The organism is Paenibacillus sp. JL3B1040, from assembly GCF_057063165.1.
In genome coordinates, this window is the sequence record NZ_CM169317.1 from 4146114 (window position 1) to 4170985 (window position 24872).

Below are 24872 nucleotides of genomic sequence, written 5' to 3' on the forward strand. Positions count from 1 at the left end.
TTACATCCGCTTCTCGTCCTGCTCTGGATCAAAAGCCGCTTTATCGGTGACCCGCCATGTAGAAGCGCACCAACTCTTCGATCAGTTCGTCGCGTTCCTTCTTGCGGACCAGGCTTCTCGCATTGTTATGACGCGGGATATAAGCCGGATCTCCCGACAATAAATAACCGACGATCTGGTTCACCGGATTGTATTCTTTCTCCTGCAATGCCTGGTAAACCGTAAGAAGAATTTCCTGCGCCGACGCTTCTTGTTCATCGCCTTTGACGTTAAATTTGACGGTTTTATCCATGGAGTCCATGATGACACCTCGCTTCTTCGACATACGCCTTTATGATCGCAGCTGATTTCCTCTTAGCCTAATCATACTATACCATATCATGGGTTCCATAAGGAAATGTTTCGGCGGTTCGCTCCGTCAAATTCGCCGCTGATTCAGGCTTGAGAAGCAATCCATTCCGCCGCTTTCTTCAGGGCTTCATCCAACTTGCCGGCATCCTTGCCGCCGGCCTGGGCCATATCCGGCCGGCCGCCGCCGCCGCCGCCGCAGACCGCCGCCACTTCTTTGACGAGCTTGCCGGCATGAAGTCCACGGTCCACTTCCTCTTTCGGCACGACGACGACAAAGTTCACCTTGTCCTCGCTAGGCGCGCCAAGGACCAGTACCGCATCCGGCAGCTTCACCTTCAGCTCGTCGGCCAGCGTGCGAAGCGCCTCCATGCTTCCGGCTTGTACGCGCGCGGCCAACAGCCGGGTCTGCCCGACGGTAACCACTTGGCTCGTCAATTCGCCGGCTTCGATCACGCTCAGCTTGCTCTGCAGCGATTCGTTCTCGCGGCCAAGCTCCTTCAACTGCTGGAACAATCCTTCGACCCGTTTCGGCACGTCGTTCACGTTTGATTTCAACAGGCCGGCCGCTTGCTTCAACAGATCAAGCTGTCCGTCCATGAACAGATAAGCGCCGCGCCCGGTCACCGCCTCGATCCGGCGCACGCCGGAGCCGATGCCGCTTTCGCTGACGATTTTGAACAGACCGATCTCGGCCGAGTTGGTTACGTGGCAGCCGCCGCACAGCTCCAGGCTGTAATCGCCGATCTGCACGACGCGGACGATGTCCCCGTATTTCTCGCCGAACAGGGCCATCGCCCCCATGGCTTTGGCTTCATCGATCGGTTTCAACGAGGTCCTCACCGGTAAAGCGTTCCATATCTGCTCGTTGACACGGCGCTCGATTTCCGTCAGCTCCTCCGGCGAAATGCTGCCAAGATGGGAGAAGTCGAAGCGCAGACGCTGCGGTTCAACAAGGGAACCGGCCTGGTTCACGTGCTCGCCGAGCGTTTCCTTCAATGCCTTATGAAGCAGATGGGTTGCCGTGTGGTTCTTCACCGTATGGCTGCGTTGTTCCCGGTTTACGGAAGCCGTGACCTCCGAACCGACCCGCAGTTCGCCGGTTTCCACCGTCACCTGATGGACATGCTGCCCGTGGGGCGCTTTAAACAAGCCCTCCACGGCGGCGCTGCCGGAGCCGCCGCGAAGGGTGCCCTGGTCGCTGACCTGGCCGCCGCTTTCCGCGTAGAATGGCGTCGAAGCCAAAATGATTTGGCCCGATCGGCCGGCGCCAAGGGTGTCAACGAAAGCGTCGTCGGCCACGATGGCTACGATGCTCGTAGTAACTTCAAGCTCATTATATCCAACGAATTCTGTTTTAGTCGTAAAATCGGATAAAACTCCGCCCTGCACCTTCATGCTGCCGCTTTCGTGACGAGCAGCCCGGGCACGTTCTCGCTGTTCCTCCATGGCAGCCTCAAAGCCTTCACGGTCAACGCCCAGCCCTTGCTCCGCCGCAAAATCCTCGGTCAAATCCAGCGGGAAGCCGTAGGTGTCGTACAGCTTAAACGCGTCCGCCCCGCCGATCAACGTACGGCCGGCCGCTTTGGCTTCACCGCTGATATCCGCCAAAATCGCCAAGCCGTCGCTCAGCGTTTCATGGAACCGTTCTTCCTCCGCACGGATGACCTTCTCAATAAACTCGCGTTTGGTCACGACGTCCGTATAGTAAGTGCCCATGATGTCCCCGACGGTTTCCACCAGACCGAACATAAACGGCTTGTCCAAGCCGATCAGCTTGCCGTAACGTACCGCGCGGCGCAGCAGACGGCGAATCACGTAGCCCCGGCCTTCGTTGGATGGCAGCACGCCGTCGGCCACGGCAAACGTCACTGTGCGGATGTGGTCGGCAATGACCTTAAGCGCCACGTCGCTATCCTCGGCAGAACCGTAGGTTATCCCGGCCATTTGGGCCGTTTTCATAATGATCGGTTGAAACAAGTCGGTATCGAAGTTCGAGTTCACATTCTGCAAAATGGACGCAAACCGCTCCAGACCAGCCCCGGTATCGATGTTCTTGTTCGGAAGCGGCGTGTAGCTGCCGTCCTTGTTATGGTTGAATTGCGAAAATACGAGGTTCCAGACCTCGAGGAAGCGTTCGTTCTCCCCGCCCGGATAACATTCGGGATCGGACAGATCGCCGTAAGCTTCGCCGCGGTCGTAGAAGATTTCCGTACAAGGCCCGCAAGGCCCTTCGCCGATATCCCAGAAGTTGTCCTCCAGCTTGACGATGCGCTCCGCCGGAAGGCCGACCTTTTCGTTCCACAGCTTAAACGCTTCTGCATCCTCGGGATACACCGTCACCGACAGACGCTCCGGGTCGAAGCCGATCCACTTCTTGTCCGTCAGGAATTCCCAGGCCCACGTGATCGCTTCCTCCTTAAAATAGTCCCCAATCGAGAAGTTGCCCAGCATTTCAAAAAACGTATGGTGCCGGCGCGTTTTGCCGACGTTCTCGATATCGTTGGTGCGGATGCATTTCTGCGAATTGGTGAGGCGCGGATTTTCCGGCTTGACCCGCCCGTCGAAATACGGCTTGAGCGGGGCCATCCCGGCGTTGATCCACAGTAGGGACGGATCGTTATGCGGGACGAGCGAGGCGCTCGGTTCGATTTTATGGCCTTTGCCGGCAAAGAACTCCAGCCATTTGGAACGGATTTCACTTGCTTTCATCAGTTTTGACCTCCTAAATGATCCTCTGAAAAATAACAAAAACGCCCCTGAAAATCAGGGACGATTGCATCGCGGTACCACCCTGGTTATCGCTCCGATGCGGCTGGACTTTCGTCCGCCGGCGTCTGCAGCGATCGCCTCGTCGGTCCGATAACGGGGACCTGCCGGTGAATTTATGGTTCACACTCCGAAATTAGCTTTCCGTCCGCGCGAGATTTGGGGTTCTCTCAGCCGCCACCTGGGCCTTCCCTTGCGGGACGCCGCCTGCAGCGGAACCCTTCTCTGGTTAATCCGCTTGCCGAACGTACTTGATTTCATCAACGTTTTTTGATTTTACACATAACATTTCAAGTATATAAGGCGAATAATCTCGTGTCAATGCGGCGAAGGAACGCCATTCATCAAAGCTGCTGCAGCGTTCTTGATCTCATCCAGAATGATGGTTGCGGCTACAGCAAGCTGATCTTGCGGCATTCCTTCGCGTCAATGATTGCTATCCTATTACTTGGTTACAAGTTCCAAATCAACGGGTACCGAGGCATCTACCGATTCACCAGCGGCAACCTTCATCGCAACGTCAATAGCCTGCTGACCGATAAGTTCCGGCTTCTGAGCTACAGTAGCTGCCATCGTGCCGTCATTCACAGCGTTGACTGCGTCATCCGTCGCATCGAAGCCCACGACGACGATTCCCGTCTTGCCCGCAGCTTCGATGGCTTGCAATGCGCCAAGGGCCATCTCATCGTTATGGGCGAACACCGCTTGAACGTCACCGTTACTTTGCAGGATGTTCTCCATAACGCTAAGACCTTTTGCCCGGTCAAAATCTGCCGGCTGAGATGCGATAACCTTCACATCATTCTGGTTGTCAACTGCATTGTGGAACCCTTCCCCGCGGTCACGAGCCGCCGATGTTCCGGCTGTTCCTTGCAATTCAACGATATTTCCCTTCCCGCCGATCGCTTCGAGAATGTAGTCGCCTGCCATCTTCCCACCGGCTACGTTATCCGAGGCAATATGTGACACAATCGTTCCACCATTAGCCGCGCGGTCTACCGTGATAACCGGAATATTGGCGGCGTTGGCCGATTCTACAGCCGTCGCGATCGCGTCGCTATCCGTCGGGTTAATCAGAATAACATCTACCTTCTGTTGAATCAAATCTTCAATACCAGCGATTTGCTTTGACGTATCGTCCTGCGCATCTACGACGATCAGATCTGCACCTGCTGCCTTGGCCGCCTTATCTGCCCCGTCCTTCAAGGTTACGAAGAATGGGTTATTCTGAGTCGAGATCGATAGCCCAATCTTAACCTTGCCGCCCGAAGAACCCTCGTTTCCACCGTTTCCGGTTGATTCGGTCGTTCCGCCTTCATTCCCCGTCGTACACGCCGACAGCATCAGAAATACCGCAAGAAGAAGTGTCCATGTGGATGCTAATTTTTTCATAGCTTATGTCCCCTTTACATTTAAATTAGGTTGTTCTTTTCTTCGATCGATCAAGAAGCACCGCGATTAGAATGACCAGACCCTTTACAACTAGTTGATAGAACGATGACACGTTCAGCAGGTTAAGTCCATTGTTCAGCACCCCTATGATTACGGCGCCGATCAACGTGCCTACAACCCAGCCTTTGCCGCCTGACAGGCTTGTACCCCCGAGTACAACCGCCGCAATTGCATCGAGCTCATAAGAGGTACCTGCCGTTGGTTGCGCTGAGTTCAGCCGCGATGTCAACACAATGCCGCTAATCGAAGCCAACAAACCGCTAATGGAGTAAACCAGCACTTTAACTCTGGTTATGCTGATCCCTGAAAGCCAAGTCGCCTCCTCGTTGCTTCCCACGGCGTAGACACGCCGTCCGAAGGTAGTGTGTTTTAATACGATGTATACCACTGCAAATGCAACCACCATCCAAATAATCGGAGTTGGAATTTGCAGAAAGTACCCTTTACCCAGCAAGGCAAAATCTTTATTCAGTCCAGTAATGGGTCTCCCGTCCGTATATACCAGCGTTAAACCGCGGAAGATCGTCATTGTGGCAAGGGTCACGATAAATGGAGCCAGTCTCCCTTTGGCCACGATAAAGCCGTTGATCGCTCCCATGATGGCCCCTGCTCCCAGCCCGATCAAAACAGCCAGCCAAGTATCCATACCCCCAGCCATCATACCCGCCGATAATGCGCTGGATAGTGCGAGAATCGAGCCGACCGACAAATCAATCCCACCGGTTAAAATAACGAACGTCATACCAAAAGCAATCAAAGCGTTGATCGACACTTGCCGAAGCACATTCAACAGATTGTTGACCGTCAGGAAGTTATCCGCGGATACCGCCAGCACGACGACAATTAACAACAACCCGATGAGCGAGCCAATCCCCTGCAGCCTGACCTTGTTCTGTTTGTGACCATCGGCCGCTTTAGCTTTCATACCGATCCCCTCCCGTAGCGCACATCATAATTTTTTCCTGGGTAGCTTCTTCTCTATTAAAATGCCCCGTAAGTTTGCCTTCACGCATAACCAGTACCCGGTCGCTCATCCCCAGTACCTCCGGCAACTCGGAGGAGATCATCAAGATCGCAACTCCTTCGGAGGCCAGTCGGTTCATCAAATCGTAAATTTCCTTTTTGGCGCCGATATCGACGCCTCTTGTTGGTTCATCAAGTATTAAAACCTGCGGTTTTGTCGCCAGCCATTTGCCGATGACAACCTTCTGCTGATTGCCCCCGCTTAATGATCCGACTTCTTGACCGCTGCCCGATGACTTGATGCGCAAACTGTTGATCATCGTTTTTGCCAACTCTTCCTCCTTGGCATAGTTCAGAACCCCCAGATGCGAAACCGCCTCCAAATTAGTCAGATCCAGGTTATCCCGGATCGACATCGATAGGATAAGCCCTTCATCCTTCCGGTCCTCTGTCACCAGCGCCAGCCCAGCGCGGATGGCATCCATCGGCTTTCGAATCTGGACAGGCTTGCCGTTTAACCAAATTGACCCGCTATCGATCGGCATAACCCCAAACAGCGCCTTGGCCATTTCTGTTCTCCCAGCCCCCATCAGACCGGAGATGCCAACAATTTCACCCGCTCTTACCGAGAAGGAAATATCCTCTATCATCCCTTTTCGGGTCAGTCCTTCGACCCTCAGCTTCTCTTCGCCAAACTTAATATCCAGCTTCGGAAACCGATCCTTGATCTCCCGGCCAACCATCATTTTCACGACCTGATCCATTTCCGTGTTGGCCACTTGCTCGGTTCCAACATATCTGCCATCCCGCATGACCGTAATCCGGTCGCAGATGCGGAAGATTTCCTCCATCCGGTGGGAAATATAGATCATGCCTACGCCCCGTTGCTTCAAAGAATCGATTACGCGAAACAGGCCCTCAATCTCCCGATCTGTCAGTGCGGCGGTAGGCTCGTCCAATACCAGAATCTCGGTATTCATCGAGAGGGCCTTCGCAATTTCCACCAATTGCTGCTGGCCGACAGACAAGTCTCCAACTAGTGTCTCAGGATGAATCTTCAATCCGAGCTGAGACAGATAACGGGTTGATTCTTGCTTCATTTTGCCCCAGTGAATCAGGTTTGTTCGGCCCAAAGTGAACTCTCTGCCAAGGAAAATGTTCTCCATCACCGTTAAATGCGGAATCAGGTTCAGTTCCTGATGAATCATTACGATTCCAAGCTCCTGAGCGGAAGACGGAGTTGGGATGGGCTGCTCTTCCCCTTTTATGCGAACGCTTCCATTATCCCGTGCATAAATACCGTTAAGGATTTTCATAAGCGTGGATTTCCCCGCACCGTTCTCCCCCATCAAAGCATGCACTTCACCGGCTTCCAGCGAGAACTGGACCTGCTGCAGCACTTTTACGCCGGAGAAGCTCTTATCGATATCCTTCATTTCCAGCAGTGGCGTACCCAACTTCATGACCTCCATTCCTCACAAGAACATCGATTTTCAAAAAGTGACCCCAGCCTGCAATACCACATTGGCATAGGGTGTGAATTCCCCCGTCCGAATGACCGCTCTGGCCTTCTCTGTCACTTGTTTGAACTGTTCATGCGTGACTTTCTCTTCATGCGCCGGGCTTAGCAAATTTGCCGTAGCCCGATATAACTCCGGACTGACCTGTTCCATTTCAGCAGCGACGATATAACGCTCTACCTGCAATTCCTCCAGAATCGTCTCCAGCGTTTCCAAATATCCCGGCACCCCTTTCTTCAAGGCCAGATCTATTCTTCTGACGCCAGGAGGAATCGGAAGCCCGCAATCCCCAATCACAATCGTATCCGTATGACCTAGCTCGCTGATTACTCTGGACAGTTCACTATTGATAACCCCTATTTTCTTCATATCATTCTTGCTCTCCCGTCTGCTGTCTTTCTGCTGCGAACCTACGTGCTTCTTCTTTCGTTGGCATGCCCTTCTGAGCCCCAAATTTCGTTACGGCCAGACCGGATACAAGCGTTGCATAGCGAATCGATTCATCTAAACTCTGCCCGCGAGCGAGCGATACAGCCAATCCGGCATTATAGCAATCGCCAGCTCCAGTCGTATCGACCACCTTAACAGGATAGCCCGGGATTCGGCATAGGGTGCCGTTATCATCCAGATAAGCCGAGCCAGCACCGCCCAACGTCGTCACAACATGTGCGGTACCTTTGGCTTTCATGCTCCGCATCGCCAGTTCAAGGTCCTCGCCCCCCGCCTCCATGCCGGTGTATCTGCCAAGCTCCGTACGGTTCGGCGTAATGTAATCAACGCTAGCGAGCAACTCATCCGGAAGCGGCTGCGCAGGCGCGGGATTAAGCACAACCGTCTTCCCCAGCGATTTCGCCTTCTTTGCCGCATAACATACGGTCTCTACGGGGATTTCGAGCTGCAGCAGGACAATGTCGGCCTGCCTCAGCTTATCTTCATAACGGTCGATATCGGCCGGCTCCACCTCATCATTCGCACCTGGGACAACAGTGATACTATTGTCACCGTCCACCACAAAAATCAAAGCGGTTCCCGTCGCAAATCCATCCAAACGTTTCACTCCGTCAACGTTGATGCCATTGTTCCGGAGGGAGCTCAGCAATTCTTCACCGAAGGCATCATTACCAACCGCCCCAATCATTGTTGTCTCAGCGCCAAGACGCGCTGCGGCGACCGCCTGATTAGCTCCCTTTCCTCCAGGAGTGAAGTTGACCCGCTTGCCCATCAAAGTCTCTCCAACCTGCGGATATTGTTCCGTCTCAACAACGATATCCATATTTAAACTTCCGATAACAACTACTCGGGTCTTATCCATAAGCATTCAGTCCCCCTAGAACAATACTGACAACTACTTATTTGCGCTCGGATCTTGGAACAAAAGCTAAAGTAGATTCCCGAGCCAGCAGCTTGACATCCAACTCATAGGTCAGATCCTCTTCCAGTTTCCCTTCGATCTTCTTGATCAACAGACGTGAGATCAAAGCGCCCATCTCATAGAGTGGCTGAGCAATCGTAGTCAACTCAGGCATTGTGACCTCCGTTGTCTGAATGCCGTCAAAGCCGCAAACCGCAACATCGCTTCCGACCGCCATTCCCATCCGCGTTAATGCTTTCAGTGCGCCAATCGCCATCAAATCATTGCCAGCGAAGATCCCATCGATATCCGGATGACGCTGTAGAAGCCGCTCGGTCGCGCTGATCCCTCCGCGGATTCTGAAGTCGCCTTCCTCAAGCAAGGTGGGTGTATACCACGACAAATGATGAACCGATTCCTCAAACCCGATCAAGCGATCCTTGCCAGTTATTAAATCCTGGGGACCATAGATATGAGCGATTTTTCGGCAGCCCATATCAAGCAAATGCTCGACGGCCAGCTTGGCCCCCTCCTTGTTCTTTGATCTTACAACGCTGGCGTTCTCTTTCGAGGGCCCCCGGTCCAGACAGACAAAAGGAATTCCTAGCTTCGTTAGCATTTCCGCCTCTTCTGTACCGAATGTCTGTGAGGCGAATATGAATCCGTCAATATACTTCTTCTTAAGAGTCTCAATATATCTCTTTTCTTTGTCCACCTGATCATCCGAATTTCCCAGGATTACAGTGTACCCGTAGGTAGCAGCAACATCCTCTACCGCTCGAGCCAAATCCGAGAAAAATAAGTTCGAGATATCCGGAAGGATGAGAGCGATCGTATTGGTTCTCTTGCCAGCTAATCCGCGTGCTACCTGATTGGGTGCGTAATCCAGCTTCTCTATTGCGGATTTAATCGAGCGCTCTGTTTCCACATTGACATAACCGCTCTTATTCAAATACCGCGACACGGTCGAAACGGATACGCCTGCTAGCTTCGCTACATCACGGATCGTCGCGATAACAACCACCCCAATCTGCATATGGTATCGGTTCCATCAATTGATCAAACGAAATGATATGATCAATTATGGACAGATTCTATTTCCAAGTTCACTATATGGTACCGGTTCCATATTTCACGAGTTAAATATAACATGCCTTTCGACAAAATACAACCCTTCCGAGGCCTATCCGTCTCAGAAGGGGAAAAGTACCAACATAAAGATAAACGATCCGCAGATAGTCGGTTGCGTATCTAAACTGTTTTTCTACGCACGTAATAAGCATAGAAATGCTGAATAACCACCTTCACCACGGCAAAAAACGGCACGGCAAAAATTAGTCCGGGCACTCCCGCCAGTTCCCCGCCGATCAGAAGCGCCAATATAATAAGCATCGGGTGCATATGCAGGCTGCGTCCCACCACCTGCGGCGAGATGACGTTGCTTTCGATCGTTTGGCACAGCATGTTGACGAGCAGGACGAACAGCACCATTTTCCACGAGATCGTCGTCGCCATGACCAGGGCCGGGGCCGCCCCGAGGAACGGACCGAGGTAAGGAATAATGTTGCACAGCGCAACCACCCCCGCCAGCAGTAGCGCAAACGGCATTCCGATGAGCATGTAGCCGATGTAAGCCAGCACTCCGATCATCACGCACACCAACAGTTGCCCCCGAACGTAGTTGCCCAAGGCCATGTCGATTTCCTTCAGCAACGTAATGATCGATTTGCGCCGCGAGCGCGGCAAATACTGCAGCATCAGCCGTTCGATCAGCTCGATGTCCTTCAGCATGTAGAAGATCAGGAACGGGATAATGAACGCATTAAACACCACCCCGATCGTCGTTCCGATATTGTCCAGGAAGCCGGAAATGGCGCTAGCCAGCCGGTTCTCGAATTGATAAAACCAATGGTTCATCCCCATGCGGATACTTCCCGGCAAAATGCCGTTATCCCAACGATTCATCATTTGCTGCGTGTGAATGGTCAGCTCCGGCAAATGCTCGCCCAGCTCCTCCAGTTGTTCAACAAACATCGGGATCACGTTCATGAGCACGACCGCCAAGAGGGTCAGGAACACCGCGTAAATCAGCAGCACGGCCATCGTCCGGGGCACCTTGCGCCCGCCGAGCATGCGAACGACCGGATTCAAGATATAAGAGATGATAATGGCGATCACAAACGGAGCAAATACGGCCTTCAAAAATCCGTAAACGAGCGCAAACATCGGACGCAACTGCCACACGAAAAACAAGATGACCAGCCCCAGAAGCAGCCAGACGCCATATCGGAACAGCTTGCTTTTGGTGATCGGTTCCATTGGCTCCATCGGTTCCATCGGCTTCAAACCTTCTCCCTCCTACGCGGCGAAATCTTCGTATAGATCAGTATTTGCCCGGGGAGGGAAATTTATGAGGGAGGGGGGCGAAGCACCGGGGAGGTGAGGGATGACGGGTACCGGCAACCGGAAAAGAGTAGAAAAGCGCTGGGGGGGCCGACGGGTGAAATGTTTATACGCTCGCAAAGGCAACCACTGGCGTTTCTTCAGAATCATTTTCTCCCTCTGGCCTTTTCGCGCTCTTCGGCACGATGGGTCCGTAGGCAACTCCTTAATGGACCTGAGAGACGCTATTTGCTCATTTCCCGAAGATTTCCCGGCGTAACGGACTCAGCCGACCTTATTGGGGTTAAAATGCAGCCAACAGAGCCAATTTCGCGGGAATAAGGTCATCTGAGTCCGTTAGGATTCAAAAGTACGGACCTCTTGGTCAATAACGCCTCCTGGGTCCGTTAGCCGCGCGTACGATGATCCAAACTCAAAACAGCCCGAACGCATCTTGTATTTCAGATGCGTCCGGGCTGCTACTCCACTCCACCGCTAGCGGCGGTGGAGCGAGCCGGAGAATTTAGCTTCAAGCAGGTGAATAACGAACCAGAGGTAGTTTACGTCCGCATTTGGGAGCCGCTTGTCCTCCTTCCGTTCTCATCCGTGACAAAGCTTACGGACAAGAACGGCCCGAGGTCATTATTTACATGCGTTGAATAAGCTAATCCCCTACTTATCGCCGCCTAACCGGCTCTTCAACTTCTCATCATGCGCCAGCACCGCTTGATGGATCGGGTGCTCGGCGTCAAGGCCGGTGTATTTGGCCAGGGTCCGCGAAGCGCCGGCTTCTCTCAGTGACGCTTGCAGTTCCGCGGCTTCCGGATCGTCCGGAGCATCGAACCGGAGCGCCATCGCCATCGTCAGCGCCAGGTATCCGTAGCCAAACTCCCGTTCATACGCCTGCGTCGCCGGGGAGACCAGCCGGTCGCCGGCGGACAGCTTGCGGATCGGCGAACGGCCGACCCGCGAAACCTCGTCCGTCAGCGCCGGATTGGCGAAGCGCTCCAGAATCGTATCGATGTATGCCTGATGCTCGGCCGGCGAAAATCCATGCTTCGCCACAAGCACTGCCCCGGTCTCCGAGAGAACGGCGCGCACATGACCAACGACCTTTTCGTCGTTCATGGCTTCCTGAATCGTGGCATGGCCCTGCAGGTATCCCATGTAAGCGGCCGAGCAATGGCCGGTATTTACGGTAAACAATTTGCGTTCGATATATGGCTCCAAGCGATCGACGTAGTGAACGCCTTCCACCCGGCGGAAGCCGTCGAACATTTGCGATTGGTCGATGGCCCACTCATAAAAAGGCTCAACCACGACCTGCAGCGGGTCCTCATGTTGCTGCAGCGGAACGATCCGGTCGACCGCCGCATCGGGGAAGGCCACGTTGCCGTCCGCCCACTGCCGCGTCGCCTCGTCCAACTGGGCATACACATGCTCCTTGAGCTGCGAACTGCCGCCGACGGCGTTTTCGCAGGCGATCACATGCAGAGGGGCCGAAGCTTCATTGGTTTTCCGCAACATCAAGCCTTGGGCGATCGTGCCGGCGATATGCTTCAGCACCGACACGCCAACCGCCGTCGTGACCAGATCGGATTCGGCGATCGCCCGGGCGGCGGCCACGGGGTCATTCATGCTGTTGATCGCCGTCACGCCGCTTACAATTACGGTCTCCCGCTGATCGCTGGCCAGCGTGACGGGATATTCCTTGCGCCGCGCCAGTTCCGAGACGAGCTTCTCGTTGACGTCGATGAAACAAACCTCGTAGCCCGAGCGGGATAACAACCAGCCGATAAACCCTCTCCCGATATTGCCTGCGCCAAAATGGACCGCCTTCATGCTTCCATGCCCCCTTCAAGGATTTCCGCGATTTCCTCTTCCGTTGCAGCGTTCATGATCCGCTCCAAATTGGATTCCTCGGTAAACACCATGGCGACGTTGGTCAAAACCTCCATATGGTCCCCGCCGGCAGCGGCGATGCCGATAACAATAAAGGCCGGCTCATCGCCGCCGAAGTCCACGCCTTCCGGGAAGCGAACGACCGACAGCCCGGTCGAGGAAATCATGCTCTTCGCTTCCTTCGTCCCGTGCGGGATCGCCAGACCGCCGCCCATATAGGTGGAGACGATCTCTTCGCGCTCGACCATTTTGTCGACATACTCCTCGGTAACGTGGCCGGCGTCAACCAGCAGCTTTCCGGCCATGCGGATGGCCTCGTATTTATCGTTGGCTTGGCCGTTCAATATCATTTTCTCTTTAGACAGTAATTTCATAATTGTTCTCTCCCTTTCCACTGAGTTTCCTATCTTCCCTGGTTACAGCTTCTCGAAATAAACCAACAGCTCGGTCGCCAAAAAATTGCGGATCTCCTGGCGTTCTCCCGTTTCCAGCAGTTCCACCAGCTCCGGCTTCAGCAGCAGGGCGCTGATTTCGCTGAGCACCTCCAAGCTCTCGCGCGACAGCTCGCGCGGCGCGAGCATGAATAGCAGCGCACCCACCTGCGTGCCGCCGTCCAGCAGCACCGGCTGCTCCAGCCGGAACAATGCCAGCGAACGATAATTCACAAACCGGGTTCGCGTATGAAACAACGCAAGCGAAGTGCCCGGAATGACCTGGCTGGCCATCTTCTCCCGTTCCAGCAAACGGTCGGCGACGGCCGGCACATCGGATACGGTTCGCTTAACGGCGGACTCTGCCGCCCCGAAGCTCCCGGGGCCGGAAGGCGGAACGAACGACCGGTTCATTTCCTCCAGCGCCGCCGTCACCGTCTCCCGCAGCGAGAATCCCCGGTTATCCAGGGGACTCACGACAAATTGCTCCAGCAAGCTGACGACTTCGTTCAGCGCCATCGACAACGACCGGACTTTGTCGAAGGCTCTGGTTTGGGCCGAGTCCGGCTCGGAAGCGGGCTTGCGCGACTTCAGCGTCGTCTGCTGAACGTACTCGAGCAGTCGTTGGCTGTCCTCGTCCGTGAGCAGCGGACTCAACTTGACGTAACGATCCTCCGCGAGCGGCAGGTCGATCGTCGAAATAATCAAATCATAATCGGACTCCGGGAGTCGCTTGGCTTCGTACCAAGAGACGTTGCCAAGCACTTCGATTTGCGGCATTTCCTTGGCCAACCGCGTGGCCAGCAGCTTGGAGGAACTCAGTCCGCTCGAGCAGACCAGAATAGCCCGCACGTTGCGGCCAAGTTGGTTCAACCGTTCGATCGAGGCGCCGAAATGCATGACCAGGAAGCCGATCTCCTCGTCAGGCACGTCCAGGCCGGCTGCGCTGTCGTTCATCGCCTCCCTTACGATGCCGAACAATTCCTCGTAATCCTTGCGAATGGCGCCAAGCAGCGGGTTGCGGATGCGCGAGCCTTCGCGGATCCGTTTAAACGCCGGGCCCATGTGCTCAAGCAGGCCGCTGCGCAGCAAGCGGTCCTCCTGGAACGGGACGCCGGTCCGCTTGACGACGTTCTCCGTCAGCCGGTACACGGTTTCGACCAGCTCCAAATCCGCTTGCACCAGTTCGGGAGAGGTCTCTTTAGCCCGGCTGAACAATCCGTTCATATAGGCGATTTCTTCCGGCGGGAACGCAAGCGCGAGCCTAGTGGTCAAACTGTGGGCAAAGCGGGCCGTTTCACCTTCCTCCTGCTCGCCGCCCCCGGCGAAAGCCGGCTTGCCGGGGCTGCCTATGCCGCCAACGAGTCTTCCCGCCTTGATCCGGTTCACCGTAACGGAAAGATGGATCAGCAGTTGCGTATAAGCATTTTCGGACAAATGTTCCGTCCAAGACCAGTTCATCGCCCACAACGTATTTTCCACCGTCATCAGGTTACCTGTGCCGACGACCTCCAGCAGTCTGGCGGTCGCCGAGGAAATTTGGCTTTCCGGCGATCCCCCGATCAGATCGGAATAATCCAGGTGATCGGCCGCCAATTGGCATAACGCAGCGCGTTTGCCCTGTTCATCGCCGATCAGTTCCACACCGTAGCCCCGACGGCGGACCAGTTCCAGCCCGAAGCGGCGGGCCCAGGGCTCTACCTCGTCCAAATCGCTGCTGATGGTCGCGACCGTGACCTTCAAGCCATGGGCCAACGTAAACAGCTTGCACGGCTCCTGCTCCTCCAGCAGCCGGCAGATCAACAAGAGCTGTCGCTCCTCCCCGGAGTAATCACTTGGCTTATCCACCAGCAACAATCGCCTGGCCTCCCGCAGCTTCTCGCCTTCCTCGCTGTCTGCGGCGTTGCTCCAGACGGAGATGCCGGTGCCGGATTTGCGGTGCAGGACCAAACCGAAATAGGCCAGTATTTTTTCAATTTCGTCCAGTTCCCGGTGGACCGTTCTGACGCTGACGTTGATCTCCGCGGCGATTTCCGCGGCGGTCATCCCGTTCTTGCGTCCGAGCAGGAGGATGAGGATTTGCTTTTGTCGCGCGGTCATTTTCCTCATATCAAGTCTCCCCCTAATATAGACGCAAAACACCGGCGAAGATCGCCAGTGTTTTGCCCCCGCATCGTTACCGGCGCAGCTTATCCTTTTAGCCGTTCGACCAGTTCATCGTATTTGGGACTTTTCAGAAAATTATCAATGGAGATATGCTCGGCGTCCGGTTTGTTCGCAATCGCGCGATCCGTCAGCGTTTTTTGCGTAATCACGATGTCCGCGTCGCTTGGGATCTCGCTAACCGCCGAATTGACGACCGTTACCTTCACGCCCGCATCCTGCATTTTCTTTCGCAGAACCGATGCGCCCATCGCGCTCGACCCCATACCGGCGTCGCATGCGAACACGATTTTGTTGACCGTTTGTTTCTGCACGCCGCCCGCAGCGGCAGGTGTTGCCGCCTGGTTTTTCGTACCTGCGGCTTTCATCTCTTTCATTTTGGCTGAAGCTTCATCCAAGTTCATGTCCTCTTCGTCTTGTTTACCCGTTTTGAGCAGCAGCGAAGCGACAAGGAAGGAAACGACCGTGGCAACAATAACCCCGCTTAACATCGGCACATATCCGCCCTTCGGCGTCATCAGGAAGTAAGCGAAGATACTGCCCGGCGAAGGTGAACCTACGAGACCGGCACCGGTCAATTGGAACGTGAACGTACCCGCTACGCCGCCGGCCATGGCCGCCAGAACCAGAATCGGTTTCATCAAGATGTACGGGAAATAGATCTCGTGAATCCCGCCCAGGAAATGAATGACCACCGCTCCAGGTGCGGACTGCTTCGCCATGCCGCGTCCGACGAGCCAGTAGGCAAGCAGAATGCCAAGACCCGGTCCCGGGTTGGATTCGAGCATATAGAGCATCGATTTGCCGACCCGAAGCGCTTCCTCCGAGGCGATCGGCGTGATCACGCCATGGTTGATCGCATTGTTCAGGAACAACACCTTGCCCGGTTCAATGATCAGGTTAACCAGCGGCAGCAATTTCGCGTTCACCAGGAAGTCAACGCCCGAAGACAACGCTTTGCTGATGGCCGTAACGACCGGACCGATGCCGGAGTAAGCTCCGAGCGCCATCAAACCGCCAAAAATCCCGATCGAGAAGTTGTTCACCAGCATTTCGAAACCGGATCTGATTTTGCCTTCAACCGCTCTATCGAACTGTTTGATGACCCAAGCGGACAAAGGACCCACGATCATCGCGCCGAGGAACATCGGAATGTCGCTGCCGACGATGACCCCCATCGTCACAATCGCCGCCGTTACAGCGCCGCGTTTGCCGTGTATCATATTTCCGCCGGTGTAACCGATCAGAAGCGGCAACAAATATTTGATCATCGGATCGACCAGCTTGCCGAGATACTCATTCGGAATCCAGCCGGTCGGAATGAATAACGCAGTAATTAACCCCCAGGCGATAAACGCGCCGATATTCGGCATAACCATACCGCTAAGCGCACGGCCGAACTGCTGGACTCTGACCCGGACACCGCCGACGCCTGCCGTCTGTTCTTTCGTTGCCATATAGAGAAACCCCCTTGATATGATGATGTACGGACCATCAATAACCTTGACAGATTGACTCCCGTGTTTCTAACCCCATCCTAATTCAAAGCGCTTTCTTTCTCAATCAAATCAAAACACGGTTTCGTCATGATTATTGTTGACAACATTTGAAGAGCGATTCTCCGCAGGCAAAAAAAAGCCGCCCCCTCGCGCTGAAAAAGAGGGGACAGCTTCTGCATTTCCGCAGCCTGGCCGGAATATAATGTTACGGGGAAGCATGCATTTGCGGGAAATCCTGCACCATTTCCTCTCCGAAGAACAGATCGTCCAGCGAACTGAGCGTTCCGTCTTCCTCGACTTGATACACGGACATTTTGTCGCCGTTCACCGTCAGTTCGATAAAGCAACCCCAGCAGTAGAACTGATGGGTGCCGATTTTTCCGATATCCTTGGAATTGCAGTTTGGACATTTCATCATCAAACCATCACCTATCCATCCACAAAAATTCACGGCTTTTCAAGCAGTTGTTCGCTGCCTGGGGGCACCATGATTACGTTTTCCCCTCGGGCCATTTCCGGCATAAAAGGCAGGAGCTTGCGCCCCTCCATCAGATCGGTGAAAAACCCGTCGCTAATTTCAATTCCAGTAATTGTGTTTCCCAATTCATGTTCAAAATAAACATCCGTCACATGGCCCAGACGAATTCCGTCCTCGGTCAGGACAGGCAGCTCTTTCAATTTCCCGTTTCCCGTTAAAAAGGTGTTCTGTATGTTCTCGGCTCCCCATTTGCGGACAGCCTGGTGATTGCGAATCATCACGGCGTCTTCGCCGTAGGCCACGATATCGTCCCATCGCACCGTTTTGACGCCGGAATTCCAAAACAAACGGTTCTCCAGCTGGATGCCGACGATCGACCAATCGTGGTTCAAGATGATATCTATGACTTTCCCGACCTGCTTGCCATGCTCCACATCGTAGACGGTCAGGCCGATCATTTCCTGCATTCTCATGTTGTAAAGGACACTCCCTGTTTGGGCATTTCGCACTGCGCCGAAAAACGCTTGACCTCCCCTCCGCAAAAGCTGGTTTGACCCCAAAAAGGTGCCTATTATTTTCTTCTACGGAGACGTTCCAGGATGGTTCCAATTTTTTCGGCAGTTTCGGTCATTTCTTCCCTAGTATTACCCATTCCTACGCTAAAACGAATCGCCGAACGCAAAAAACTTGCCGGAAGGTGCATGGCTTCCAGCACATGCGAAGGCTCCAACGATCCTGAAGTGCAGGCTGAGCCGCTCGAGGCCGCAATGCCTTCCATATCCAAATTCATCAGCATCGTCTCCGAATCGACTTCCGGAAAGCTGAGGTTGACGATATGCGGCAACCGATCGGTCGGGTGGCCATTCACGTGGAAGGCTTCGCGGGTAATCCGCTGTTCCAAAGCGAGCAGCAGCTCCCGAATCAGCAACTGATCGTGCGCGGCTCGGGCCTCCCGCTCCGCCGCGGCCAATTCGACCGCTTTGGCAAACCCGGCAATACCGGCCATGTTTTCCGTACCGGCGCGGCGTTTTCTCTCCTGCAGCCCGCCGTGCTGGATCGGCTCCAGCAGCAGATCCTTCCGTACATATAATGCCCCGACGCCTTGGGGGCCGTTGATTTTATGCGAAGAGAAGCTCATCAGGTCGATCGGCAGGTCGCGGCAGGAAATCGGCAGCGCGCCGAGCGCCTGCACGGCGTCCACGTGAAAGACGATCCCCCGCTCCTTGGCGATGGCGCCGATTTCGGCAATCGGTTGAATCGTTCCGACCTCGTTATTGCCGTACATCACGCTGATCAGGATCGTATCGGGACGCATCGCTTCCCGCACCTGATCCGGATGCACCCGGCCATGACGGTCCACCGGCAAATAGGTCACCTCGAACCCATCCTTCTCCAAGCGTTCGCAAGAATGCAACACCGCATGGTGCTCGATCGCGGTCGTGATGATATGGCGGCCGTCCGCTTTGCGGGCGGATGCCGTGCCGAACAAAGCCAAGTTATCGCTTTCCGTCCCCCCGCCGGTAAACACCAGCTCATCCGGGCGGCAGCCGATCCGAGCCGCGACCGTATCGCGCGCCCCGTTCACCAGACGCTTCGCCTCCCGGCCGTAATAATGAACGCTGGATGCGTTCCCGAGTTGCTCCCGCATCACCTTCAGCATCGTTTCCGCGACGTCCGGATGGATCGGCGTGGAAGCGGCGTGATCCAAATAGATATGCTTCATGTTCCTTAGCCACCTTAACTTAAGGGAATACGCGCCGATGACGGTGGGACATATTCCTAACAAATTTTGAGCGAACTTAATTCTATATTATTTTATCCGAAAAAACTACTCATGCGTGAAATACGACATTTTTCGAACCTTTCTTCCTTTAGCCGCCCGACAATCCGGCCGATTTTTCCCGGGAATGGTTCGCCTGGTCCAACAGCCTGTTTGCCGCATTGATATGCAAAGCGATGGACAAAGGACTTGTTTAACGAAAAAAAGCCTGCCGTAGAGAGAGCCCTGCAAAAGCCTCGTTTCTAGGTTATTGGGGGCTCGGAACTGGAAAATAAATTCGATAAAATCGGATAGGAGGCTACCCATTAATTGAGTAGCCGACCTTCCACACCACCGTGCATACCGTTCGGTACACGGCGGTTCAATCGCATTGAGTGCTATTGACGTAGACGCTCGTATTGGGCAGGGAAGTCATAATAACCCGCCTGTGCGAGCCTTTCGTTTGTTACAGAGCGATTCAATACTGCGCTTCCGGCTATTCGCCAGTAGCCCAGCCTTGTGTTCCCCCATTGGTAGGCCTGCCACTTCGGCACCCCCAGCTTGCGCAGGTTTTGCACCTTCGTTTTCGGTCTCTTCCACTGTTTCCAGATGTACATCCGCATCCGTCTTCGCAGCCATTCATTCCAGTTTTGCAGAATCCGCTTCATATCCGCTACGTAGAAATAGCCGATCCATCCGCGAATGTAGACCTTTACGTTTTCCATCACCTGCCGCGCATTCCTGCCTTGGCTTCGACCCGTTAGCTCTTTCAGCTTCTTCTTCGCCTTGGTCAGCGCTTGACGATGTACGCGTACGTATATGCCCCTTCCGTTCTTCCCCAAGGCAAATCCGAGGAATTTGAAGTGCTTCTGCGCCACAACACTGACGACCTTGCTCTTCTGCGTGTTCATTTGAAGCTTTAGCTTCTGTTCCAAATAGGTCCGGCTCGATTCCAGCAGCCGTATGGCTGCTCGTTTGCTCTTCGCCAATACCACGATGTCATCCGCATAGCGGATGACCCTCACGCCTCGGCTTTCCATCTCCTGATCAAATTCGTTCAGGTAGATGTTGGCCAACAGCGGGGACAACGGGCCGCCCTGGGGAGAACCTTCCTCCGTTGCCCGGCACACGCCGTTCTCCATGACTCCGCTTTTCAGGTACTTCTTGATCAGATCAATGACGCGTTTGTCCTGGATTTGTTTGCGCAAGAGATTCAACAGAAGCTCGTGGTTCAGCGTATCGAAGTATTTTGACAGGTCAATTTCGACCGCTTGTCCATAGCCCTGCTCCGCATACGCTTTTACTTTTCGAATGGCTTGCTGCGCGCTTCGCCCCGGGCGGTAGCCGTAACTGCCTTCCGAGAAGCGCGGCTCGAACAAGGGTTGCAGCTCTTGAGCGATGGCTTGCTGAATCACCCGATCTACGACCGTCGGAATGCCTAGCTTTCGCACGCCGCTTCCATCTGGTTTGGGGATTTCCTTTCGCCGTACCGGGCTCGGTCGATAACTTCCATTCCGGATACTTTGTAGGAGTTCCTCTCTGTTTTCACGCAGCCATGGCAGTGCCGCTTCGACAGTCATCCCATCGATTCCGGGCGCTCCGTGGTTGCGCTTGACCTGTTTGTACGCTCGGTTCAGATTCTCTCTGTCCAGGATGCGTTCCATCAGTTCGGTTGCACCGTCTCTTTCTCTACCTTCCCGAGCTTCGATGCTCCGCACTCCTGCATACCCTTCGCGTTCCACGCTATCTCTTTGCCGGCAGCCCTTTCGGTATTCTGCTTTCATCGCGTCGACTCTCCTTTCGGTCTGTACTCAAGACTTACGATTGTTCAGCCCTTCCGCTCGCCGTCGCGGCAAGCGTACTATGGCGTCTGCTGACTTCTCACAGCAAGCTTTACTCCATGTTTCGGATTTTTTTTTTTTTTTCTTCCTACTCCACGTCTGTGAGACCTCCCCGGGTAAGGGCGATAACTTTCCCCTCATCCATCTGCCACATCTACATGATGAGATTCGGGCAGTATTGGACTTTACTTTGACGTGCAAGCTCGTCCGTCTCATCATGCCTTATATGTGATTTCTGTTCGTCAGACCGAGGGTTTGCCTCCGGCTTCCTTCAGATTCGGCCTCGCGACCGACACCCTTGCCTTCAGCTAACAGTTCCTACTGCCAAGCCTGTAGCGGACTTTCACCGCCTAGTTATCGCCCATGCCGGGCGCACACGGAAAAAGCAGCTTCATCCTCACCCGAGGATGGGCTGCTTTTGCTCTTTTAACTTCACCATCCGTTTTACGTTTACCACAAACGCGGTGAGGTAGGCTTGTATTCGCATGCGGAAGAGACCCCGGTACCTGGCTGTATCCATACCGTGGAATCTCTTCATTTCCGCGTTCTTGTGTTCAATGATCGGTCTGCGCTTGATTCGTTCCTTGAACGTATCACTGAACTCGAACTCGATCTGTTCCTTATAATGTTCGGCGATGATCCGAATCGAGTAAGTCTTACTCTTGGCGCCCGGCTTGTAGCATCCTTCGCGCAGCGGACAGGTTTTGCATATCTCGACGTCAAAGTAAAAGACGAGTGATCGGCTCTCTCCGCTGGTCTTGCTGCCTTGAATCGCCTTCCGTTTGCTTCGCTCACCGGCCGGACAAACGACGAAATCGGCATCCTTGTTATACTCGAATCCTTCTTGACGCTCGCCCCCTTCGTGGACAATTGGGTTTAAGGGCACGACAGGCGATATGGTTTCCTTTTTCATTCTCGCCAGATTATCCTTGCCCGAATAGGCGGTATCCGCAATGATTTCGTTTACGGTTACACCGTTTGCTGTGGTTTGTTCGAGCAATGCCGGTAATTGCTTGCCGTCGTCAGTGCTTCCCGGTGTTACCTCCAGCGCGGTAATGATCTCTTCCTCCGTCATGGCGATATGTTCTTTGTAGCCAAAGAACGATTTGCTACTACTCTTCCAGCCGAAACGTGCATCCGGGTCGATGGCGGAGAGAATCCCCTTTTGTGAGAGGAGTCGCTCATCCTCGATGATTTGTTTGGCGATGCCCAGTTTCTCACTCACCGCTCCTTCATGGTCCGGAAGCAGTTCCTCCACGGTCTCTCCCAGTTGCGCCAAGTAGGTCAGCATGGTTTTCTCCGCTTCCGTATCTTCGCTTTTAACGGAGGGCAGCTTAGGTAGTTTCTTCTCCAACTTGGGGTGGCGTTTGACTACGACGCGAAACAGACGCTTGGCCGCGTCACGCAGCACGTCGAACGGCTTTTGTTTTGGGCTGCCGGCCCGTGTATGCGTGGCATCCAGGATAATGGTTTTGCTTTTGACTAAGCCTTGCTCAATGCATTGACTGACCACATGCTTCAGTACGTCTTCGACCTGACTTGCTCCTAGCCGGTGATTACGAAACCGCGACAGCTGGGAGGCGTCTGGCAGCGGATCCTCCGGATTGATCCCGAGAAACCACTTGTAAGCCAGATTCACCTCAGCTTCCTGAATCATTCGCTCATCCGAGAGGTTGTACAGGATCTGTAAGAACAGCAGTCGAAACAACAGTTCCGGCTCGTTTGCCGGTCTGCCGTAATACTTGCAGTAGGAATCCTCCACTAGTTCGTATACAAATCCGAAATCCACCGCAGCATCGATCTTGCGAAGCAGATGGTCTTCCGGCACAAGCTGATATAGCTCCGCATGGAATGATGCGGTTAGTTGTCTGGCTGGCTGCAGCAAAACGGCTCAACTCGCTTCTCTTTTTCTTCCAGTATACAGCAAACCCAGCACCGAAGGGGTACTGGGTTGCTTTTTACAGAAACTGTATTCGTTTTGCAGGGCTCTCCGTAGAGCAGGCTGAAGCGACAAAAGCCAATCGGATCATGCAACGAACGGCTTATTCCCTCGGGAGGCTGCCTCGGCAGTCTCCCTTTTTTTAATATTCCGCCTGCCGCGCCGCGGCCGAAGCCCGCGGAGAGCCTGCCCTGATGGCCAACACGAAACAAAGAATCAGGACGGCCGCGGCGGAGATGTACGGATAACGGATATCGATGTCGAACAAAAAGCCGGCGACGAGCGGACCCGCGATATTGCCGAGACTGGTATAGGCCGAGTTAAGACCGGCGACATAGCCCTGCTGATCTCCGGCCATTCGGGACAATTGCGTACCGACTGCCGGCCGCAAAATGTCGATGGACAAAAACACCAGGAAGGTCACCAGGAAAATCAGCCAGTAGCGATGAACGAACAAAGTCAACAGGATGCACAACCCGGCCGTGATCAAACTGACGGAAATGACCCGCTTCTCCCCGAAGCGGTTGAGGATGGAGCCGAAGACCGTCGCCTGCACGACGGCGCCGGAAATCGAGCCGAACGTGATGATCATGGCGATATCCTTCGGCGTGAAGCCGAATTTATGGTCGACGAACAGGCCGAAGACCGTCTCATAATTCGCCAAACCAAACGACAAGACAAAGACAGTAATCAGACTGATAAAATAGGGCTCCCGGTACGAGCGGGCCAACTGGACGATTAGGCTCTCCCGTTTCGGTTTTGGCATAACCGCCGCTTCCGTCTCCGGCCGCCGGCTTGTGAGCTTCAGCGATTCCGGCAACAAAATGCTCGTAATCACGGCAGCGATCACCCCTGCCGCCGCCGCGGCATAAAACGGGACGCGAATTCCGAATTCGGCAATAAAACCGCCGATCCCCGGACCAATAATAAAACCGGTGGTAATGGAGGCGTTGATCAGCCCCATGCCTTTGGCTCTTTCCTCACCCGAAGTAACGTCGGCCGCATAAGCCATGACGGCCGGCATGATGAGCGCGGCGCCGACGCCTCCCAGCATTCTCGCCGCAAACAACGGCGCCGGTGAACTTACCGTCCCGAAGAGCCACTCCGACAAGGCGAAGACGACCATTCCGGAGACGATGATTTTTTTTCGGCCCAGCGAATCCGATAAACGGCCAGCCAGCGGCGAGAACAGCAACTGCGTCAGCGAAAACGCGGCGACCAGCATGCCGACCATGCTGCCGCTGATGTTAAGCTCCGTCATATAGGTCGGCATGATCGGAACGACGAGCCCGATCCCCGTAAAAACGAGGAAGATATTGATCATAAGCAACAGAATGGCCCCGTTGTTACGAAGTAATAAAGACATAATGGTTTCCTCCACATGAGAATAAAAAAATCTATTTTTATATACTGAACATTCAGTTTGTATTCATAAGCAAAAACTACTTAGGAACAATTCCGTTCAAAAATACGGCCATCGCCGCGCGGTACAAATGCAGGACGTCTTCGAACCTAACGAGCCGCGTCATTTGACTCAACCCTACCAGCAGGCTTTCCAGCACGACGGAGAGGGTTTCGGCGTCGCCCTGCGCGAATTCCCCTGCGATGATGCCCTCCTCCAACAGCTGCTTGTTGAAGGCAAAATGATTGGCAAAGATTTCGGCGATTTTCACCCGAACATCATCAGCCAAGCTTTCGTCGTTCATAAATTCATCCATCGCCTTTGACATGGGGTGATCCAATTCATCGAGCGCCAGTTGCTCAACCATCCCGTATAGTTTATCCGTCGCCGTAGGGTAGGAAGCTTCCTTTTCCCTCCAGCGCTGTTCCCATTCCGTGTCCCACTCTTCGATCAGGTGCAGGAATAAGCCTTCCTTGCTCTTAAAATGATAGTAGATGTTCCCTTTGCTGCTTCCAGTTGCCTTTACGATATCCTCAATAGAAGTCGCCTTGTAGCCTTTTTTTAAAATCAGTTCCTTGGCCGCGCCGACGATTCGTTTTTTTGTCTCCAGGCTTTGCTGCAGCTTTTTGTTCATCGGAAACACTCCAATCTATACTGAACGTTCGTTTTGTAT

20 protein-coding genes and 1 pseudogene are annotated in these 24872 nt (G+C 54.1%); 1 reads left to right on the plus strand and 20 read right to left on the minus strand.

From position 1 onward, the window contains the following. Positions 1–40: 40 nt before the first annotated feature. The 16 genes from ACZF99_RS18665 to ACZF99_RS18740 all read right to left on the minus strand — a co-directional run bounded on the left by ACZF99_RS18665 (position 41) and on the right by ACZF99_RS18740 (position 18981). Positions 41–301, minus strand: coding sequence for an IreB family regulatory phosphoprotein (locus tag ACZF99_RS18665; RefSeq protein ID WP_068785346.1), 261 nt, complete (start codon positions 299–301; stop codon positions 41–43). Positions 302–435: 134 nt separating this feature from the next. Beyond that, positions 436–3060 (minus strand): alanine--tRNA ligase, encoded by a 2625-nt coding sequence (gene alaS, locus ACZF99_RS18670; protein WP_483606572.1) that lies wholly within the window; start codon positions 3058–3060, stop codon positions 436–438. Positions 3061–3561: 501 nt separating this feature from the next. Continuing rightward, positions 3562–4509: a ribose ABC transporter substrate-binding protein RbsB gene (rbsB, locus tag ACZF99_RS18675; RefSeq protein WP_483606573.1), complete on the minus strand. Its 948-nt coding sequence runs from the start codon at positions 4507–4509 to the stop codon at positions 3562–3564. Positions 4510–4534: 25 nt separating this feature from the next. After that, entirely contained in the window at positions 4535–5494 is a 960-nt protein-coding gene (locus tag ACZF99_RS18680; RefSeq protein WP_483606574.1) for an ABC transporter permease, read from the minus strand. Further along, positions 5484–6995, minus strand: a complete 1512-nt coding sequence (locus ACZF99_RS18685; RefSeq protein WP_483606575.1) for a sugar ABC transporter ATP-binding protein — start codon at positions 6993–6995, stop codon at positions 5484–5486. The genes ACZF99_RS18680 and ACZF99_RS18685 overlap by 11 nt, the downstream gene beginning before the upstream one ends. 30 nt (positions 6996–7025) lie before the next feature. Continuing rightward, a complete protein-coding gene (rbsD, locus tag ACZF99_RS18690) occupies positions 7026–7421 on the minus strand; it encodes a D-ribose pyranase (RefSeq protein ID WP_483606576.1) in 396 nt (131 codons plus the stop codon). Between the two features lies 1 nt (position 7422). Continuing rightward, entirely contained in the window at positions 7423–8364 is a 942-nt protein-coding gene (rbsK, locus tag ACZF99_RS18695; RefSeq protein WP_483606577.1) for a ribokinase, read from the minus strand. Positions 8365–8401: 37 nt separating this feature from the next. Beyond that, positions 8402–9439, minus strand: coding sequence for a LacI family DNA-binding transcriptional regulator (locus ACZF99_RS18700; RefSeq protein ID WP_483606578.1), 1038 nt, complete (start codon positions 9437–9439; stop codon positions 8402–8404). Between the two features lie 215 nt (positions 9440–9654). Continuing rightward, positions 9655–10722 carry an AI-2E family transporter gene (locus tag ACZF99_RS18705; protein ID WP_483612837.1) on the minus strand — a complete coding sequence of 356 codons (1068 nt, stop codon included), beginning with the start codon at positions 10720–10722 and terminating at the stop codon, positions 9655–9657. Between the two features lie 735 nt (positions 10723–11457). Then, on the minus strand, positions 11458–12627 hold the full coding sequence (locus ACZF99_RS18710; RefSeq protein WP_483606579.1) for a mannitol-1-phosphate 5-dehydrogenase: 1170 nt from the start codon (positions 12625–12627) through the stop codon (positions 11458–11460). Further along, the gene (locus tag ACZF99_RS18715; protein WP_483606580.1) at positions 12624–13061 is read right to left on the minus strand and encodes a PTS mannitol transporter subunit IIA; all 438 of its coding nucleotides are present in this window, start codon (positions 13059–13061) and stop codon (positions 12624–12626) included. The genes ACZF99_RS18710 and ACZF99_RS18715 overlap by 4 nt, the downstream gene beginning before the upstream one ends. Before the next feature lie 42 nt (positions 13062–13103). Beyond that, complete coding sequence (locus ACZF99_RS18720) at positions 13104–15227, minus strand: BglG family transcription antiterminator (RefSeq protein WP_483606581.1); 2124 nt, start codon at positions 15225–15227, stop codon at positions 13104–13106. 80 nt (positions 15228–15307) lie between these two features. Then, a complete protein-coding gene (locus ACZF99_RS18725) occupies positions 15308–16738 on the minus strand; it encodes a PTS mannitol transporter subunit IIBC (protein WP_483606582.1) in 1431 nt (476 codons plus the stop codon). Positions 16739–16985: 247 nt separating this feature from the next. Then, on the minus strand, positions 16986–17195 hold the full coding sequence (locus tag ACZF99_RS18730) for a hypothetical protein (RefSeq protein ID WP_483612839.1): 210 nt from the start codon (positions 17193–17195) through the stop codon (positions 16986–16988). 32 nt (positions 17196–17227) lie between these two features. Beyond that, positions 17228–17731: a PRC-barrel domain-containing protein gene (locus tag ACZF99_RS18735; RefSeq protein ID WP_483606583.1), complete on the minus strand. Its 504-nt coding sequence runs from the start codon at positions 17729–17731 to the stop codon at positions 17228–17230. 98 nt (positions 17732–17829) lie between these two features. After that, a complete protein-coding gene (locus ACZF99_RS18740; RefSeq protein ID WP_483606584.1) occupies positions 17830–18981 on the minus strand; it encodes a cysteine desulfurase family protein in 1152 nt (383 codons plus the stop codon). A gap of 188 nt (positions 18982–19169) precedes the next feature. Here ACZF99_RS18740 and ACZF99_RS18745 point away from each other — a divergent pair. Beyond that, positions 19170–19235: pseudogene (locus tag ACZF99_RS18745) on the plus strand (hypothetical protein); the annotation flags it as partial. Positions 19236–19415: 180 nt separating this feature from the next. On the opposite strand, the gene ltrA reads toward ACZF99_RS18745, so the two are convergent. The 4 genes from ltrA to ACZF99_RS18765 form a co-directional block, all read right to left on the minus strand. Further along, entirely contained in the window at positions 19416–20801 is a 1386-nt protein-coding gene (gene ltrA, locus ACZF99_RS18750) for a group II intron reverse transcriptase/maturase (protein ID WP_483606585.1), read from the minus strand. A gap of 454 nt (positions 20802–21255) precedes the next feature. Then, positions 21256–22743, minus strand: coding sequence for an IS1182 family transposase (locus ACZF99_RS18755; RefSeq protein WP_483606586.1), 1488 nt, complete (start codon positions 22741–22743; stop codon positions 21256–21258). Positions 22744–22939: 196 nt separating this feature from the next. Then, positions 22940–24163: an MFS transporter gene (locus tag ACZF99_RS18760; RefSeq protein ID WP_483606587.1), complete on the minus strand. Its 1224-nt coding sequence runs from the start codon at positions 24161–24163 to the stop codon at positions 22940–22942. A 76-nt stretch (positions 24164–24239) separates the two neighbouring features. Continuing rightward, complete coding sequence (locus ACZF99_RS18765) at positions 24240–24833, minus strand: TetR/AcrR family transcriptional regulator (RefSeq protein ID WP_483606588.1); 594 nt, start codon at positions 24831–24833, stop codon at positions 24240–24242. Positions 24834–24872 lie beyond the last annotated feature (39 nt).